The sequence below is a fragment of the Saccharopolyspora taberi genome (assembly GCF_039534165.1).
Lineage (GTDB): Bacteria > Actinomycetota > Actinomycetes > Mycobacteriales > Pseudonocardiaceae > Saccharopolyspora_D > Saccharopolyspora_D taberi.
The window spans coordinates 121,234-138,644 of record NZ_BAAAUX010000020.1; the positions used below are offsets into that span (position 1 = coordinate 121,234).

The 17,411-nt window shown below is 71.7% G+C and carries 18 protein-coding genes; 2 read left to right on the top strand and 16 right to left on the bottom strand.

Features of this window, described 5'->3' with window-relative positions; all coding sequences use genetic code 11:
- Positions 1-21: 21 nt before the first annotated feature.
- The 6 genes from ABD691_RS25115 to glmS form a co-directional block, all read right to left on the bottom strand.
- Positions 22-606, bottom strand: a complete 585-nt coding sequence (locus tag ABD691_RS25115; protein WP_344683727.1) for a DedA family protein — start codon at positions 604-606, stop codon at positions 22-24.
- A complete protein-coding gene (gene tsaE, locus ABD691_RS25120) occupies positions 603-1,070 on the bottom strand; it encodes a tRNA (adenosine(37)-N6)-threonylcarbamoyltransferase complex ATPase subunit type 1 TsaE (protein ID WP_344683729.1) in 468 nt (155 codons plus the stop codon). Before tsaE ends, ABD691_RS25115 begins: the two co-directional genes overlap by 4 nt.
- Positions 1,067-2,152 (bottom strand): alpha/beta fold hydrolase, encoded by a 1,086-nt coding sequence (locus ABD691_RS25125; RefSeq protein WP_344683731.1) that lies wholly within the window; start codon positions 2,150-2,152, stop codon positions 1,067-1,069. The genes tsaE and ABD691_RS25125 overlap by 4 nt, the downstream gene beginning before the upstream one ends.
- A 94-nt stretch (positions 2,153-2,246) precedes the next feature.
- Complete coding sequence (alr, locus tag ABD691_RS25130; protein WP_344683733.1) at positions 2,247-3,383, bottom strand: alanine racemase; 1,137 nt, start codon at positions 3,381-3,383, stop codon at positions 2,247-2,249.
- Positions 3,384-3,437: 54 nt separating this feature from the next.
- On the bottom strand, positions 3,438-4,925 hold the full coding sequence (locus ABD691_RS25135; RefSeq protein ID WP_344683735.1) for an NAD(P)H-hydrate dehydratase: 1,488 nt from the start codon (positions 4,923-4,925) through the stop codon (positions 3,438-3,440).
- 126 nt (positions 4,926-5,051) lie between these two features.
- Complete coding sequence (gene glmS / locus ABD691_RS25140; RefSeq protein ID WP_344683737.1) at positions 5,052-6,914, bottom strand: glutamine--fructose-6-phosphate transaminase (isomerizing); 1,863 nt, start codon at positions 6,912-6,914, stop codon at positions 5,052-5,054.
- A gap of 92 nt (positions 6,915-7,006) precedes the next feature.
- Between glmS and ABD691_RS25145 the strand changes: the two genes are divergently transcribed.
- Positions 7,007-7,825: a dienelactone hydrolase family protein gene (locus ABD691_RS25145; protein ID WP_344683738.1), complete on the top strand. Its 819-nt coding sequence runs from the start codon at positions 7,007-7,009 to the stop codon at positions 7,823-7,825.
- 3 nt (positions 7,826-7,828) lie between these two features.
- On the opposite strand, the gene ABD691_RS25150 is transcribed toward ABD691_RS25145, so the two are convergent.
- Entirely contained in the window at positions 7,829-8,482 is a 654-nt protein-coding gene (locus ABD691_RS25150; RefSeq protein ID WP_344683739.1) for a hypothetical protein, read from the bottom strand.
- A gap of 126 nt (positions 8,483-8,608) precedes the next feature.
- Between ABD691_RS25150 and ABD691_RS25155 the strand changes: the two genes are divergently transcribed.
- Complete coding sequence (locus ABD691_RS25155; RefSeq protein ID WP_344683740.1) at positions 8,609-9,301, top strand: hypothetical protein; 693 nt, start codon at positions 8,609-8,611, stop codon at positions 9,299-9,301.
- A gap of 43 nt (positions 9,302-9,344) precedes the next feature.
- Here the strand turns inward: ABD691_RS25155 and ABD691_RS25160 are convergent, their stop codons facing one another.
- The 9 genes from ABD691_RS25160 to ABD691_RS25200 all read right to left on the bottom strand — a co-directional run bounded on the left by ABD691_RS25160 (position 9,345) and on the right by ABD691_RS25200 (position 17,233).
- Positions 9,345-9,986, bottom strand: a complete 642-nt coding sequence (locus ABD691_RS25160; RefSeq protein WP_344683742.1) for a hypothetical protein — start codon at positions 9,984-9,986, stop codon at positions 9,345-9,347.
- A gap of 6 nt (positions 9,987-9,992) precedes the next feature.
- Positions 9,993-13,013, bottom strand: coding sequence for a WXG100 family type VII secretion target (locus ABD691_RS25165; RefSeq protein ID WP_344683744.1), 3,021 nt, complete (start codon positions 13,011-13,013; stop codon positions 9,993-9,995).
- Positions 13,010-13,321 carry a type VII secretion target gene (locus ABD691_RS25170; protein ID WP_344683746.1) on the bottom strand — a complete coding sequence of 104 codons (312 nt, stop codon included), beginning with the start codon at positions 13,319-13,321 and terminating at the stop codon, positions 13,010-13,012. Before ABD691_RS25170 ends, ABD691_RS25165 begins: the two co-directional genes overlap by 4 nt.
- A gap of 171 nt (positions 13,322-13,492) precedes the next feature.
- Complete coding sequence (locus tag ABD691_RS25175) at positions 13,493-13,723, bottom strand: hypothetical protein (RefSeq protein ID WP_344683748.1); 231 nt, start codon at positions 13,721-13,723, stop codon at positions 13,493-13,495.
- A gap of 185 nt (positions 13,724-13,908) precedes the next feature.
- Positions 13,909-14,082, bottom strand: coding sequence for a hypothetical protein (locus ABD691_RS25180; protein WP_344683750.1), 174 nt, complete (start codon positions 14,080-14,082; stop codon positions 13,909-13,911).
- A gap of 52 nt (positions 14,083-14,134) precedes the next feature.
- Positions 14,135-15,469, bottom strand: coding sequence for a phosphoglucosamine mutase (gene glmM / locus ABD691_RS25185; RefSeq protein ID WP_344683752.1), 1,335 nt, complete (start codon positions 15,467-15,469; stop codon positions 14,135-14,137).
- Positions 15,470-15,619: 150 nt separating this feature from the next.
- The gene (gene rpsI, locus ABD691_RS25190; RefSeq protein WP_425565153.1) at positions 15,620-16,123 is read right to left on the bottom strand and encodes a 30S ribosomal protein S9; all 504 of its coding nucleotides are present in this window, start codon (positions 16,121-16,123) and stop codon (positions 15,620-15,622) included.
- Positions 16,120-16,566 (bottom strand): 50S ribosomal protein L13, encoded by a 447-nt coding sequence (gene rplM, locus ABD691_RS25195; RefSeq protein ID WP_344683753.1) that lies wholly within the window; start codon positions 16,564-16,566, stop codon positions 16,120-16,122. Before rplM ends, rpsI begins: the two co-directional genes overlap by 4 nt.
- Positions 16,567-16,945: 379 nt before the next feature.
- Positions 16,946-17,233, bottom strand: coding sequence for a WXG100 family type VII secretion target (locus ABD691_RS25200; RefSeq protein WP_344683755.1), 288 nt, complete (start codon positions 17,231-17,233; stop codon positions 16,946-16,948).
- Positions 17,234-17,411 lie beyond the last annotated feature (178 nt).

Below are 17,411 nucleotides of genomic sequence, written 5' to 3' on the forward strand. Positions count from 1 at the left end.
GGCATTTGCTGGCCGCGTTGGCTAGCTCCGCGCTGCGGCGCGGCGGCGCAGCCAGCGCACGATGAGCACCGCGACCCCGACCGCGATCAGCAGTGGCAGGCCCAGGAAACCGACGACCGTCTCGACCCGTTGGTAAGCCGCGCCGGACCATGCGCCGAGGAACACCAAGGCGCTCGACCACGCGAACGCGACCGGGACGTTGCACAGCGTGAAGCGCAGGTGCGACACCCCGGCGCCGGCCGCCAGGCGGGGGACCAGGGTTCGCACCACGCCGACGCACTGCGACACCGCTACCGCGGCACCGCCTCGGCTATCCAAAGAGGACTCCAGGCGGCGCATCCGCTCCTCGCCCACGCGGGCTCGCACCCAGCTGCTCGATCGGCCGCGGAGGTATCCGTACTGGCACCCCAGTGCCGACACCGCCCCTATCACCACTGCCGCCAGCGGCACGTCGACTACCCCGCGTCCGGCCAGGAAGCCCAGGGCCAGCACCGTCGTCGACCCCGGCAGGAACACGCCCACCAGCAGCCCCGACTCGACCAGCATCCACACCGCCACCACGGCGAGCACGAACTCGCCCGGCAGGCGGGCCAGGAAGTCGGTCACCCGAGCGCCGGCTGCGCGGCGACCCAGCGCTGCCAGCGCTCGCCGTGCGGTTCGAAGGTGATCTCGCGGACGTCGTCGTCCCGCCGGGTGATCCGCAGCACCAGGTACTCGTCCGACAGGTGCTCGGCCACTCCCTCTCCCCACTCCACCACCACTGCGGCGTCGGTGAGGTCGGTGTCCAGGTCCAGGTCGTCGATCTCGTCCAGGCCGGTCAGCCGGTAGGCGTCGACGTGCACCAGGGCCGGGCCCCCACCCGCTGCCGGGCGGTGCACCCGCGCGATCACGAACGTCGGCGAGGTGACCTGCCCGGTCACCCCCATGCCCGCCGCGATGCCCCGCGCCAGCACGGTCTTGCCCGCGCCCAGCGGCCCGGCCAGCAGCACCAGGTCCCCGGCCCGCAGCCCGGCCCCGAGCCGCTCGCCGAACTCCAGCGTGTCCGGTTCGCGCGCCAGCTCCACGGTCAACTCCCGGTCACCTCGTCCTTCGCCGCCGTCCGGCGGATCAGCTCGCCCAACCGCGCCGTGACCAGCTCGTGGTTCTCCATCATCACCATGTGCCCGGCACCCTCGACCCGCACCAGCTCGGCGTCGGGCAGCTCGGCGGCGATCACCTCGGCGTGCGAGAACGGGGTGAGCCGGTCGGCGTCACCGCCGAGCACCAGCACCTCGCAGTGCCGCAGACCGGCCAGCGCCGCCCTGCGGTCGTGCGAGCCGATCGTCTCCAGGAAGTCGGTGACCACCTCGACGGTCGTCGCGCCGATCATCTCGTCCATCAGGTCCACCAGCGACGGTGGCACCCTGCGGTCGCCGAACGCCAGCCCGCGGATGATGCTCCAGGTCACCTGGCCGCCGGTCCGCCGCGCGCGCTCCACCAACCCGGGCTGGAACCCGGCGAGCAGGGCCAGCCCGCGGGTCAGCGGGTTGTGCTTGGACAGCCACGGCTTCGGCAGCCCGGACGCGCCGACCTCGCCCGCCGACGTCCCGATCAGCGCCACCGCGCGGACCCGCTCGCGGAACAGCTCCGGCTGCTGCTCGGCCAGCGCCATGATCGCCATGCCGCCCATCGAGTGGCCGACCAGCGCGATCGGCCCCCGGCTCGCGGTCGCGCGCAGCACCGCGTCGAGGTCCCGGCCCAGCTGCTCGATGGTGCTGTGCTTCTTGGTCGAGTGCCCGGACCGGCCGTGGCTGCGCTGGTCGTACTGCACCAGCCGCACCCGCGGGTGCACCAGCTTCGGCAGGTCGCGGCGCTGGAAGTGCCAGCAGCGGGTGTCGAGCGTGTACCCGTGCACCAGCACCACGGTCAGGTCGGCGTGACCGCCGTCGGCCGGCCGGATCTCCTCCACCACCAGCGGAACGCCGTCGTCTGCGGCCACAGTGGACTGCCGGTCCGGCTTGAGCCCGCCGAGCGGTTCGTCGGCGTAGGGGTCGGGGGCCTTGCGCTGCGAGGTGATCCGCGAACCGTGCGCGGCGATCCCGACGGCGGCACCGGTCACCGCCGCGCCGAGCACACCTGTCGTCCAGGCCAGCGCCTGCCAGACCGGCCTCACGGCTGCTCCTGTGTCTTACCGGACACCCGCACCCGGGCGATCTCTCGGGACACCCGCACCCGGTCGGCGACCATGAGCGGAAAGGAAGTGTCGCTCATGACGCCTCCCCGACCACGGTCCTGGTCACCCGCGGCCGGTACATGCCGGTCACGATCTCGTAGTGGATGGTGCCGATCTCGTCGGCCCACTCCGCCGCGGTCGGCTCGCCCCGGTCGCCGGGCCCGAACAGCACGACCTCGTCGCCCTCGGCCACCTCGTCGTCGTCGCAGAGCACGACCAGCTGGTCCATGCACACCCGGCCGACCACCGGCCGCCGCCTGCCGCCCAGCCACACCGACATCCGGCCGGACAGCGTGCGCGGCACGCCGTCGGCGTAACCGACCGGCACCAGCGCGAGGTTGACCGGGCGGTCGGCGGTCCAGCTGTGCCCGTACGACACGCTCTCCCCGGCCACGACCCGCTTGGTCAGCGCCACCGACGAGCGGAACGTCATCGCGGGCACCAGCCCGTGATCCCCGTGCTGCGGCACCGGATCCAGGCCGTAGACCGCGATCCCCGGCCGCACCAGCTCGAAGTGCAGGTCGGGCCGGGTGAGCACGGCGGCCGAGTTCGCGAGGTGCCGGATCGGGTCCAGCCCGACCGCGCGCGCCTGCTCGTACGCGCGCTGGAAGCGGGCCGCCTGCTGGTCGATCGAGGGGTGGTCCAGCTCGTCGGCGCAGGCCAGGTGCGACCACACCGCGACCACCTCGACCTGGCCGTCAGCTCGCAGCTTCGCGGCCTCCTCGACCAGCTCCGGCCACAGGTCGGCGGGGCAGCCGCTGCGGCACAGCCCGGTGTCGATCTTGAGGTGCACCCGCGCCACGACCCCGCGCTCGGCGGCGGTGCCTGCGATCCGGTGCAGCACGGCCTTCGAGGACGCCGACAGCTCGATGCCGGCGTCCAGCGCGGGCCCGAAGTCGTCGTCCCGGGAGTAGAGCCAGCACAGCAGCGGAGCGTCGATGCCCGCCGCGCGCAGTTGCAGCGCCTCCTGGAGCGAAGCGGCGCCGATGCTGTCGGCGCCCGCCGACAGCGCGGCGCGCGCCACGGCAGGCGCGCCGTGGCCGTAGCCGTCGGACTTGACGATCACCATCGTCCGCGCGCCGTCGGCCCGCTGCGACAGCACCTCGACGTTGTGGCGGATCGCGCCGAGGTCGATGCGCAGGTCGGCGCGGCGCGCAGGCTGGTCACTCATGGCATCGACATCGTCGCACACCCGCCGAGCTGCACCGTTTCGGTACCCGGCGGGTTACGCCAGGGCGCGGACGGCGCGGATCGCGTCCGGGACGGACGCGAGCAGCGCCGAGGCGCCGATCGGCGCGCCCGCGCCGTCGTCGCCGGAGGCGGCGAGCTCGGCGGCGAGGGCGTGCACGTGCGCGGCGTAGCCGCAGGCGAGCCAGGGCTCGACGCCGGCGGCGAGCAGGGCGCCGAGCAGGCCGGTGAGGACGTCACCGGAGCCCGCGGTGGCGGGCCAGGCGTGCGGAGCGGCGTTGACCAGCACCCGGCCGTCCGGGGCGGCGACGATCGTGGTGTTGCCCTTGAGCAGGACGAACGCGTCGAAGCGGGCCGCGGCCTCGCGCGCGGCGGCGACCCGGTCCGGCCCGGGATCCCCGGCGAGCCGGGCGAACTCGCCCGCGTGCGGGGTGAGCACCAGCGGTGCGTCGGGGTCGCGGGCGTCCCAGATGGTCGGGTCCTCGGCGAGCAGGGTGATCGAGTCCGCGTCCGCGCACACCGGGCGGCCGGAGTCGAGCACGTGCCGCAGGACCTCCCGGCCGCTGCTGCCGGTCCCGATCCCGGGTCCGACCGCCCACGCCTGGACCCGCCCGGCATCCGGGACCGATCCGGTGGCCACGACCTCCGGCCAGTGCGACCGCACGACGTCGGCCGCCGGACCGGCGTAGCGCACCATGCCCGAGGTCGCCTGCACCGCGGCGCCGGAGGCCAGCACCGCCGCCCCGGGGTAGGCCGCCGAACCGGCCGCGATGCCGACGACGCCCTGGGTGTACTTGTCGTCGGCCGCCACCGGGACGGGCCATGCCGCGCCGATCTCGTCGGCCTCCAGCAGGTGCAGCTCGGGGTCGTCGAGGTCGAGCCCGATGTCGACCACCTCGACCTCGCCGGAGCGCACCAGCCCGGCCCCGAGCACGTGGCACGGCTTGCGGCCGCCGAAGGTCACGGTCACGTCCGCGTCGACCGCGGGGCCGTCGACCGCGCCGGTGACCGGGTCGACGCCGCTGGGCAGGTCGACCGCCACGACCGGCACGGCCACCCGCCGCACCAGCTCGGCGGCCACCGGCCGCAGCGGGCCGCGCCCGGACAGCCCGACGATCCCGTCGACGACGACGTCGGCCCGCTCGACCGCGTCCGCGGCCTCCGCGCCGATCCCGGCGGTGTCGGCGCTGGGGCCTTCGGCCACCACCGCGCGGCCTCCGGCCCTGCGCAGCGCGGCGAGGCCCGCGGGGTGCGCCTTGTCCGGCACGAGCAGCACGGCCGTCACGCCGACGCCGCGCCTGCGCAGGAAGGCCCCGGCCCACAGCGCGTCACCGCCGTTGTTCCCGGCCCCGACCAGCAGCGTCACGTGCCGGCCTGCGACGACCCCGGTGCAGTCGGCGAGCACGGCGGCGGTGCGCACCGCGACCGCGTAGGCGGCGCGGCGCATCACCTGCGGCTCGGGCACCCTGGCGAACAGCCGCTGCTCGGCAGCGCGGATCTGGTCCGGTGTCCAAACTCCCAGCACGGCTTCTCCTTGGTCTGCGGTGGTCCTCACCTTGCGTAGTAGGTCGCTTGGCGGAACCTCAGGCGGCGGTGCCGGTTGCTTTGGTGGGCTAAGCGGCTGGCGCCGCTTGAGGATGATGGCCGATTTTCACTCCACCGTTACGGACTTGGCCAGGTTCCTTGGCTTGTCCACGTCGTAGCCGCGGGCGCGGGCGATCTCGGCCGCCAGCACCTGCATCGGCACGGTCGACACGAGCGGCTGGAGCAGCGTCGGCACGGCCGGGATCTCGACGAGCTCGTCGGCGAACGGCCGGACCGTCTCGTCGCCCTCCTCGGCGATGACGATCGTGCGCGCCCCGCGCGCCTGGATCTCGCGGATGTTGGACAGCATCTTCGAGTGCAGCAGCGCGCGGCCCTTCGCCGACGGCATGACGATCACCACCGGCAGGCCGTCCTCGATCAGCGCGATCGGGCCGTGCTTGAGCTCACCGGCCGCGAAGCCCTCGGCGTGCATGTACGCGAGCTCCTTGAGCTTGAGCGCGCCCTCCAGCGCCACCGGGTAGCCGACGTGGCGTCCCAGGAACAGCACCGCCTTGGAGTCCGCGAGCTCCTTGCCCAGCGCCCGCATCTGGCCGACCGTGCCGAGCGTCTTGCGCACCGCGTCCGGCATCGCCGCCAGCGCGCCGAACTCGCGGGCGACCTCGTCGGAGTACTTCGTGCCGCGCGCCTGCGCCAGGGCCAGCCCGACCAGGTAGTTCGCCGCGATCTGGGCCAGGAAGGTCTTGGTCGCCGCGACCCCGATCTCCGGTCCGGCGTGGGTGTAGAGCACCGCGTCGGACTCGCGCGGGATCTGGGCACCGTTGGTGTTGCAGATCGCCAGCACCCGCGCCCGCTGGGTGCGCGCGTGCCGCACCGCCTCCAGCGTGTCGGCGGTCTCGCCGGACTGCGAGATCGCCACCACCAGGGTGTCGCGGCCCAGCACCGGGTCGCGGTAGCGGAACTCGCTGGCCAGCTCGACCTCGACCGGGATCCGGCACCAGTGCTCGATGGCGTACTTGGCCAGCAGCCCGGAGTGGTAGGCGGTGCCGCAGGCGACGACGAAGACCTTGTCGATGTCGCGCAGGTCCTGCTCGGTCAGCCGCTGCTCGTCGAGGACGATGCCGCCGTCGTGGAAGTGCCCGCGCAGGGTGTTCTCCAGCGCCTCCGGCTGCTCCTCGATCTCCTTGAGCATGAAGTAGTCGTGGCCGCCCTTCTCGGCGGCCGACAGGTCCCAGTCGACGGTGAACGGGCGGGCGGGCACGACCTCGCCGGAGAAGTCGGTCACCTCGTAGCCGTCGCGGGTGATCGTGACGACCTGGTCCTGGCCGAGCTCGACCGCGTCGCGGGTGTGCTCGATGAACGCCGCCACGTCGGAGGCCAGGAACGTCTCGCCCTCGCCGACGCCGACCACCAGCGGCGAGTTGCGCCGCGCGGCGACGATCCGGTCCGGGTCGTCGGCGTGCGTGACGACCAGGGTGAACGCGCCCTCCAGCCGCCGGACCACCGAGCGCACGCTCGCGGCCAGGTCACCGGCGGTCTCGCCCTCGGCGTACGCGGCGGCGACCAGGTGCGCCGTCGTCTCGGTGTCGGTGTCGCTGCTCATCTCGACACCGGCGGCCTCCAGCCCGGCCCGCAGCTCGGCGAAGTTCTCGATGATGCCGTTGTGCACCACCGCGACCCCGCCCGCCGCGTCCCGATGCGGGTGCGCGTTGCGGTCGGTCGGCGCGCCGTGCGTGGCCCATCTGGTGTGCCCCATGCCCGCGGTGCCCGCGAACCGGGCGCCGTCGACCTCGGCGAGCCTGGCCTCCAGGTTCGCCAGGGCGCCTGCCTTGCGCTCCACGGCGAGGCCGCCCGCTCCGTCCAGCAGCGCCACGCCAGCCGAGTCGTAGCCGCGGTACTCCAGCCGCCGGAGCCCGTCGAGCACGACGCCCAGCGCCTGACGATGTCCTACGTAACCCACGATGCCGCACACGCGAGGCAGCGTAACCACCGCTAATGGTCCATACCTCGGCAGGACCGGTAGCTACCGCGCGAATTCGCCCGAGTCCGCTACCGTTGCTGACCATGGCGCGGACTGCCAAGAAGGCACTCGAAGAACTCTCCCGGCGCGGCCCGCACGACGTGCTGCACGGCGACCTCTCGCTCGTCGGGCTCCCGGGAATCGTCTGCACCCCCCGCAGCGGCCTCGGCCTGCCCGCGATCGCGTTCGGCCACGGCTGGCTGCAGCCGCCCCGCCGCTACCTGGGCCTGTTCCGCCACCTCGCGTCCTGGGGCATCGTCGTGGCGGCTCCCGGCACCCAGCGCGGCGTGCTGGCCTCCCACAGCGCGTTCACCACCGACCTGCGCACGGCGCTCGACGTCTGCGTCAACGTCCGGCTCGGAGAGGGCGAGATCAGCGTCGACGCGAGCAAGCTCGCGGTCGCCGGGCACGCGATGGGCGGCGGCTGCGCGGTCCTCGCGGCGGCCGAGGACGAGCGGATCCGCGCCGTGGCCACCCTCGCCGTGGCCGAGACCAGGCCGTCGGCGCTGGACGCCGCGCAGCAGGTGCACGTGCCCGGCCTGCACCTCACCGGCGGCAAGGACCTGCTGACCCCGCCGGTCGCCAACGCCGAACCGATCGCGCGGGCCTGGGGCGGCCCGGTCCAGCTGCGGACGGTCAAGAAGGCCAGCCACCTGGGCTTCACCGAGGGCAGGCACTGGACCGAGCTCGTGCTGCACGGCAGGTCCGAGTACGGCACCCAGCGCCTGGCCAAGGCCCTGCTTACCGCGTTCCTGCTGCGCACCCTGACCGGCGACAAGCGCGGCGAAGCCCTGCTCAACGCGGACGTTTCGGGCACCGCCATCGACCAGTCGCTCACCCGCGGCGGTCTCGTCCGGGCGTGACGCCTAGCGCGGCGGGAACTGCGGCGGCGGGCCCTGCTCCGGGAACTGCGGCGGAGGTCCCTGCTGAGGCGGCCCCTGCTGTGGGAACTGCTGAGGCGGGTTCTGCGGCGGGAACTGCTGGCCCTGCGCGAACTGCTGCGGTCCCGGCTGCGGGAACCCCGGCGGCTGCGGCTGCCACTGCTGCGGCCCCGACGGCGCGGCACCGGCGGGCGTGAGCGCCTTCCCGACCGGCGGCAGGAACGCCACAACGCACACCGCCACCCAGACCAGCACGTAGAACAGCATCGGGACCGCCACCGCGCCAACACCGCTCGTCAGCATCGCCAGGACGTCCAGCGCCGCCAGCGCACCCGCACCCGCGACCAGGAACCGGGCCCAGCCGAGCCGCGCCAGCAGCAGCACACCGCCCGCGATGCCCACCAGACCCACCAGGATCGCCAGGAACTGCATGCCGAAGTAGTAGATCGAGTAGAGCGGCAGGTACCTGACCAGCGCGAAGTTGAAGGTCCATGTCGCCCCGATCAGCAGGTGCAGGAATCCTGCCACCGCGGCCGCGATCCCCACGGCGAGCAACGGCCCCCGGGAAGCCCTCGCCGGCCCCGGCTGCCAGCCCGCCGGCGGCGGAGCCCAGCCACCCTGCGGATATCCCTGCGTCATCGGCTCTTCCTCCCCGTCACCGGCACCAGCGCCGAGGATAGGCCAACGATCACCGGCCGAGGTTCACAACGACCAAGTCGACGGGAACCGTCCGCGCCGCTTGCCGCGTCGGAGAGAATCGGGCCCATGAGCTCGCCGCAGCCGCCGTACGGCCAACAGCCACCGCAGGGTTATCCGCCACCGCAGCCCGGCCAACCGGGGCAGCCGGGCCAACCAGGGCAGCCGGGATACCTGCAGCAGCCCGGGTTCCAGCAACAGCCTGGGTTCCAGCAGCAGCCCGGGTACGCGCCCCAGCCCCCGGCCGGATACCCGCAGCAGCCGCAGCAGTTCGGGCCGCCACCGCAGCAGCCCTACGGCCCGCCGCCCGGCAAGCCGAACCCCGGCCTGGTGCTGGCGACCGCGATCGTCGACGCCGCGGTCGCGGTGTTCCTGCTGATCGCGGGCGCGATGCTGCTGATGATCGAGTTCGACGACTGGGGCGACACGGAGTACCTGCACGTGCCCTCCCAGCTGATCGAGACGACCTCCAAGCTGGCCATGTTCGGCGCCGGCGTGGTGCTCGTCCTCGGTGCCGTGTGGCTGTTCCGGAAGAAGCCCGCGGGCGTCCGGTTCTCGTGGCTGGGCGGTGCGCTGATGGTGGTCGGCTTCCTGCTGGACTGGATCGGCAGCATCATCTACACGATGGCGCTGGCCCCGCAGCTCATGTCGGCCGAGCACGTCTTCGACGTGATCCGGGAGATCACGATCTTCATGCTCATCGCGGGTCTGGTCCCGCTGGTGCTGGGGCTGCTGCCCGCGCTCCGGCGCAGCGTCCGCTGACCTGTGACGTCGGGGTGGGGTCCGGCGGACCCCACCCCTTCGGTCACCTCAGCCAGTCCTGGTTCTCGTAGTCGTCGTCGTCCTCGATCGCCCGCCTGCGCGGCGGTTCCTTCCTGGCCGCGGGCTTGGGCTGCGGAGCGGGCGCCGCGGCCGGGGGCTGCGACTGCTGCTGGTTGCGGCGGCCGAACCGCCCGGCCTGCACCTGCCAGCGCGAGTCCGGCGCCGGTGCCTGCGGCTCGGGCGCCGGAGCGGGCGCGGGAACCGGCGGCTGGGACTGCCAGCCCGCGGACCGGCCGTAGCCCGCCGGAGCGGTCGGCTGCGGAGCGGGCTCGGGCGCGGCCGGAGCGGGATCGGCGGGCTTGCTGATCGGATAGTTCTCGATCAGGTCGTTGAACTCGGCGGCGACGTCGTCCTGCGGCGTCTCCAGCTCGTCGTCCTCGCCACCGACCTTGATCTCCTCGGCCCCCCGCTTGGGGTTGGCCGCGGCCTCGCGCTCGGCGATCCGTTCCCGGACCCGCTTCTCGATCTTCTGGACCTTCTCGGTGAAGTCCTTGTTCGCCTCGGCAGCGCGCTTGTCCGCGTCGAGAGCCGACTGCACGTTCGCCTCGGTCCGGGCCAGCGCGGTGGCCCGGATCTCCTCGAACCGGCGGCGCGCCGCGGCCACCGCCTCGCTGGTTTCAGCCATTCACAATCACCGACTCTTGTCTTCGCCGAGAACGGAGCGGAACCGCACGTTCGACGGGTCGATGCCGTCGTCGAACAACTGGCCCTGGGTGCGCCACGGGCTGGAGTTCTGGCGCTCCTGGTCACCGCCCTGCTGACCGCCGGCGCCACCGCCCATGCCGCCCATCATGCCGCCGCCCATCATCCCGGCACCCGCGGCGGAGCCACCGCCCTGACCGCCGCCGGGAGCACCGCCGCCGTCGCCCATCGACGCCAGCCCGGTCGCGCCCTGCGCGCTGCCCGCCGCCGCGTCACCCATGGACGCCATGCCGGTGGCACCGGCCTGGCCCGGAGGCTGCATCGGCGGACCGAACGGGGTCTGCGGACCACCGTGTCCCTGCGGAGCACCCGGCGGCTGCGGACCACCCGCGTGCTGGGGTCCTCCGGGCTGCTGAGGACCGCCCGGCTGGTCCGGCGCCGGGCCGCCGAACAGCTGCCCCGAGGTGCTGCCGAACGACTTGTGCCCGCCGTCGTCGAAGTTGCTGAACATGTTGGTGCCTGCCGACTGCGGTGCCGTCGGTGCGGGCGCGGACGGATCGAACCCGCCAGGGGCGCTCGGGCCACTGACCGCCGAAGCGCCGCCGAACGCCGAGCCACCACCGAACCCGGCCGAACCACCACCCGCATCCGCCGCAGGCGCACCCACGCCGCCGAACGCCGAACCACCACCGAACCCGGCAGAGCCAGCACCCGCGTCCATCGCGGGCACGCCCACGCCGCCACCGGCGAACGATCCGACACCCGCGGGACTGTCCACAGTGGGCATCGCGCTCGCGCCACCGGTCCCGAACGGAGGCGCACCTCCGTCGTAACCCGGCGCGGCGCCGACACCGGCGTCGGCAGGCGGCATCGGTCCGGAGCCGCCGCCCGCTCCGCCGGGGTCCGGCTGGCCGAAGCCCGGGTCGGGGGCGAAGCCGGCCGGAGCCCTGCCGATCATCGACTCCGCCTGCCCGGCACCGCCGCCGGGCTGGTCGTCGCCGAAGTCGACGGTCTGGTTCAGCGGAGGCTGCCCGGAACCGTTGTCGACGGAGACCTTGATCTCACCCTCGGGCGTGCGCTCCAGCGTGATCGTGCGCCCGCCGTCCTGGATGACGGCCTTGCCGTCCTCACCCGGCTGCACCGGAATGCCCGCGCCCTGACCACCTTCAGCGCCGGGCATGCCTCCGACCTGCGGCGGGACTCCGGGCTGCGCACCACCGGGCATTCCACCCACCTGCGGCGGAACTCCCGGCTGCGCACCACCCGGCATACCGCCCACCTGTGGCGGAACTCCCGGCTGCGCACCACCCGGCATTCCACCCACCTGCGGCGGAACCCCGGGCTGCGCACCACCCGGCATCCCCGGAGCACCGCCACCCTCGGGCGGGAACTGCACGTTGTAGGTCTTCGGCTTGCCGTCCTCGCCAATCACCTCGACCGGGACAGTCCCGTTCGGACCGGGCTGCTGGATGCTGACGGCGTCCTTGCCCTCGCCGAGCGTGACCTTCTCCGGCTGAGCACCGCCTGCGCCACCGGCCCCGCCGGACGGCGGCATCTCGCCGGGTGCGGGCATTCCGGGCGTCTCGCCCGGTTTCGGCATTCCCGGTGTCTCACCGGGCTTCGGCATGTCGTCCATCCCAACGCCGCCGGTCCCACCGGGACCGACACCGCCACCACCAGCACCTGCGCCTCCGGCACCCGCGCCGCCGCCCGCTCCGGCGCCACCGCCACCACCGGCACCTGCGCCGCCACCGCCGGCGCCCTGGCCACCGCCGCCCTGCTGGCCACCGCCGCCGGGCTTCTGGTTACCGCCCTGCTGGCCGTCATTGCCGCCGGGGTTCTTGAACGGGTCCTCCTCGACCTTGGCGAGGTGGTCGGTCAGCACCTTCCACGCCTGGTCGACGGCCTTCTTGGTCTCGTCGCAGATGCCGACGAAGCTGTTGTACTTCTCCTGGAAGTTCTTCGAGAAGACGGAGCCGATCCACTCCTGGGCCTTGTTCGAGACCTCCGTCTTGAACCGGTCGTTCTCACCGCAGGAGTCGTTGACCTCGATCCCGAAGTAGCCGCAGACCTCTTTGAGCTTGGTGTCGTCGAAGTTGTTGGTGGCGACGTCGACGATCTTGCGGACCTGGTCGCTGCTCTTGCCGTCGACCGTGCTGACGTCCTGGATCGCGTCCAGGACCTTCGACGCCTTGTTGTTGCAGTGCTCGGAAACCTGGTGGATCGCCTGCCCGGCGATCTGCGCGGTGTCGCTGAGGTAGTCACCGACCTTCGAGGCACCGGCGTTCATGTCCGCGAACGCCTTCTGCGACGCCTGCGAGGCACCGCCGCTCCAGCCGTTCCACGCGGCGCCCATCTTGTCGGCCATCGCCTTGCTCTGGTCGCGCTGGGTCTTCGCGGCGTTGTTCAGCTCTTCGATGTCGGTCTGGAAGTTCGCGAAGTTGATGTCGCGCTGCTCGTTGTAGCGCCTCTCCACCTCTTCTTTCGAGGTGTCGCCCTTCGGCGGCTGCTTGAGATGCCCGGGAACGTCCTTGTAGATCGGGGAGAAGTTCGCGAAGTACTGGAGGGCGGGCTGTCCCTTGTCGAGGATCTCGTTGGAGTTGCTGACACCGGCGTTTCCGTCGGTCGCCTTCCGCTTCAGGTCCTCCAGCGCGCCCTTGTTGTCCTTGACGGCCTTGTCATAACCGCCCTCGGCGTCACTGGTCTTCTTCGCGGCGTCGTAGGAGCCCTTGAGATCGGTCTCTTCCGAGGAACCGTAGGTCTTGTCGTAATTGACCTTGTACTTTTCCTCGTACTTGGTCAGCTCCTCCCTGACCTTGTCGCTCGCCTCCATCGGGTCGCCGTCGCCCTCGGCGTCCTGGACCCGCCGGTACTCCTTGTGAGTCATGATGTTCGACTCTTCGCGGAGATTCCGGATCAGATCGGTCTTCTGCGCTTCAGGAACGTTCGGGTCGTCGAGGACCTTCTTGACGTCCGCCCAGGACGGGTAGTCGGGGTAGTTGTCGCTCACTGCCCACCACCCGACTGCTGCACGGTCTTGGCGTTCTCGGCGTCATCCCACTCGTACCCGCGGGCGGCGGAGTTCAGCTTGTTCGCGTAGTCGTCGGTGACCTGGGCGTTCTTCTCGATCGCCTTCGCCAGCTTCTTCAGGCCGTCGAAATAGAGCTTGCCGGGGTCCTTGTGCTCACGACCGAAATCTCCCTCGCGGACCTGCGAGCTCTCGATCCCCTTCTTCAGCTCCCCGATCGCATCCGAGCATCCTTTGATGGATGTCGCGGCGGATGCGAGTTCACCGGTATTGGCACCGATCCCTGTCACCGCGAATCTCCCCTCACCGTCGGCCTCCGGGCCGTTGCGCACACGGCCGATCTGCGGCTATGACGGTCCCAAGTCGTGTTTCGTTCCCGATCCTGTCAGATCGGACCGGCCGAACGAGCGCGTTCGACTCATCTGCTTGCACTAGCGAAGGCTTCCCCCTCAGGGCAAGCGCTACTGCTGCGGGAAGGGCGGCTGCTGGAAGCCCTGCGACGGCGGGTACTGCTGCGGCATCGGCTGCGGCGGGTACGGCTGCTGGAAGCCCTGCTGCGGGTGGCCCATGCCCTGGGTCGGGTACGCCTGCGTGTTCGTCCGGCCACGCCTGGCCAGCAGGATCCCAACAGTGACGCCGCCCCCCACGAGCAGGAGCAGCACCAGAACGACCAACAACGCGAATACAGCCATGCCCCACATGATCGCAGGTGGAGGCACTGACGATAAGCCCGCGAGCCGAAATGTCAGGCAGAGCGCCGCAGCTCAGAACGGGTAGACCTTGGTGAAGACCAGGACCACCAGGACAGCCAAGGCCATCATGACCAGCGGGAGCAGGAAGACGATCAGGAAGTCGCCGCCCGCCCGGCCGCCGCGCATCACGCCCCCTCGGAACGCCGGCGCTGGAGGCGGTTGGACATCCACGACCCGCCCTCGTGCGCGGCGTTGACGGCCTTGAGGCCGAACAGCACCAGCGCGGACAAGATGATGATGGCGGCGACCAGTCCGACCGCGATGAGACCGACTGAGATGGCGACAGCGATGGCACCCATGTGAGCAGGGTCTCACGTTTTTCACCGAAAGCGGAGACCTAGATCACAAAAATCACCGGATCGCGGCAACAAGTTCGGCCAAACGCCCGGCCACCTGCTGGGCCGTCTCCTCGCTGCGCGCCTCGACCATCACCCGCACCAGCTGCTCGGTCCCGGACGGCCGCAGCAGCACGCGGCCCGCGTCGCCGAGCTCCGCCTCGGCCGCCGACACCGCCTGCAGGACCTCCGGCGCGGTGACCGCGGTCGCCTTGTCCGCCACCCGGACGTTGACCAGGGTCTGCGGCAGCCGGGACATCGTGGCCGCCAGCTCGGCCAGCGGTTTGCCGGTCTCGACGACCCGCGCCATCAGGCGCAGCGCCGTGAGCAGGCCGTCGCCGGTGGTGGCGTGATCGGGCAGCACCACGTGCCCGGACTGCTCGCCGCCCAGCGAAAGGCCACCGGACCGCAGCTCCTCAAGCACGTACCGGTCGCCGACGGCGGTGGTCCGCAGCTTGATGCCGTGCTCGCGCATCGCCAGGTGCAGGCCGAGGTTGCTCATCACCGTCGCGACCAGGGTGTCGTCCCGGAGCTCGCCGGCCTCCTTCATCCCCAGCGCCAGGACGGCCATGATCTGGTCGCCGTCCACGACCTGGCCAGCGGCGTCCACGGCCAGGCAGCGGTCGGCGTCGCCGTCGTGCGCGATGCCCAGGTCCGCGCCGTGCGCGACGACGGCGGCCTGCAGCCCGTCCAGGTGCGTCGAGCCCGCGCCGTCGTTGATGTTGAGGCCGTCCGGGGAGGCGTGCAGCGCGACCACCTCCGCGCCCGCCCGCCGGTAGGCGTCGGGGGCGACGGTGGCGGCGGCGCCGTTGGCGCAGTCGACCACCACGCGCAGGCCGTCGAGCGGCTCCGGCGTCGCGCTCAGCAGGTGGTCGAGGTAGCGCTGCGCGGCGTCGGGCACCTCGCGGACCCGGCCGATCGCGGCGCCGGTCGGCCGCTCCACGGTTTCGTCGAGCCGGGCGGCGATCTCGTCCTCGACGGCGTCCGGCAGCTTGTGCCCGCCCGCGGCGAACAGCTTGATCCCGTTGTCCGGCATCGGGTTGTGCGAGGCGGAGATCATCACGCCCAGGTCCGCGCCCAGCACCGAGACCAGGTGCGCGACCGCGGGTGTGGGCAGCACACCGACCCGCAGGACGTCCGCGCCCGCCGCGGTCAGGCCCGCGGTGACCGCGGCCTCCAGCATCTCGCCGCTGGCCCGCGGGTCGCGGCCCACCAGCGCCACCCGGCGCCGCGAGTCGTCCCGGTCGTAGAGCACCCGCGCCGCCGCTGCCGCCAGCGACAGCGCCAGCTCCGGCGTCAGATCGGCGTTGGCCAGCCCTCGTACTCCGTCAGTGCCGAACAACCGGGACATGGGCAGCGGTTCCTCCTGTCGGAACAGTGGCGCGAAGAGGTGCCGGGTAGATGTCACACCACCGGTGATACCAGTGCAAACAACTGCGGGAGCAGCCACTCGCCCCCAGGACGAACGACTGCTCCCGCAGATTGTGTAGTGCTCTTTCGGTCAGCGCTTGCTGTACTGCGGAGCCTTGCGGGCCTTCTTGAGGCCGTACTTCTTGCGCTCCTTCTCCCGCGCGTCGCGGGTGAGCATGCCGGCCTTCTTCAGCGCCGGGCGGTCGTCGGCGTCGAGCTCGACGAGCGCGCGGGCGATGGCCATGCGCAGGGCACCGGCCTGACCGGACGGGCCGCCGCCGCGCAGGGTGGCGGACACGTCGAAGTTCTCGACCCGCTCGACGGTCACCAGGGGCTCCTTGATGAGCTGCTGGTGGACCTTGTTCGGGAAGTACTGCTCCAGGCTCTTGCCGTTGAGCTTGAAGCCGCCGTTGCCCGGCACCAGCCGGACGCGGACCACGGCCTCCTTGCGGCGGCCGACCGTCTGGACCGGACGACCGGCCGGGACCGGCGCGATGTCCTGGGCTTCCGGGGCCTCGTCGACAGCCGGGACCTTGGCGGCCGGAGCCTCAGGAGCCTCGGTGGTCACTTGCTCTTCCTGAAGTTCGTCAGTCACTTCTCGACCTTCGCGTTGATCTCGAACGGCTGCGGGTTCTGGGCCTGGTGCGGGTGCTCGGAACCGGCGTAGACCTTGAGCTTCTTGCCCATGGCCCGGCCGAGCTTGTTCTTCGGCAGCATGCCCTTGATCGCCTTCTCGAGCAGCCGCTCGGGGTGCTTTTCCAGCACCTCCCCGAAGGACTGCTTCCGCAGACCGCCGGGGTAACCGCTGTGCCGGTAGTGGAACGCCTGGTCCCGCTTGTTACCGGTCAGCGCCACCTTCTCGGCGTTGACGACGACGACGAAGTCGCCGGTGTCGACGTGCGGAGCGTAGGTCGGCTTGTGCTTGCCGCGCAGCAGCAGCGCGGCCTGGGTAGCCAGCCGGCCGAGCACCACGTCCTCGGCGTCGATCACATGCCAGGCGCGGGTCACCTCGCCGGCCTTCGGGCTGTACGTGCGCACGGGTCTACCTCGTCGTCGTTCGCGTCGGAATCTCGGTGCGGACCCCGTGTTTCCCACGGGGGATCCCGTCGGAATCGCGCCGGGTCGGTTCCCCCCAGGGCGAACTTGCCTCGCTCCGCCGGGAACCGGCGCCGCCTTCAATGCCGCCGGACCGTTGATCGGCCGGGCACTGCAGTCGCGCACCGCACAACAAATAATGAGGGTACTGGGTGGCCGATGGCTCGGTCAAAACGGGTCCGGGATAACCGTTCCGAAGCCGCTGACCTGCGTCATCGACCGATCCAGGATAGCCGGTGGCAGCGGCGCCCGAACGCGCACCCCACCGAAGGAGAAACCGGCCCCGGGCGCACCCGGAGCCGGTTTCGGCGATGCCGTTCGCTCAGCCACCGAAGCGGGCGGCGTTGCGCTGCTCGCCCTGCTGGTAGGACTCGTTGGCCTGGCCGACCGCGATGCCCATCTTGGCCGCGATCTCCTTCATGTTCTGGGCGGCCTTGTCCCACTCGTCCTGAGCCTGGCGGTAGGCCTCCTGCGCCTGACCCTCCCAGGTGGAGACCAGCGGCTTGAGCATGTTCTCCAGCTCGTTGAGCTCGTTCTCGATCTTGGTCGAAGCCTGGCCCAGGTCGTCGGCGGCCTGGCTCAGCTGACCGAAGTCAACCTTGATTTCCATTGTTGCAATCCCCTCAAGTCTTGTGGATCAAAGAAGTCGGACAGGTTTGCGAAAACCAGGCGTCAGCCCAGCAGGCCCTCGATCTTGGAGATCTCCGCGGCCTGCTCCTCCTCGCGCTGCGCGTAGTCCTGACCGGAGCTCTTGACGTTCTCGCTGAGCTCGTTCAGCTTGTCGTTGA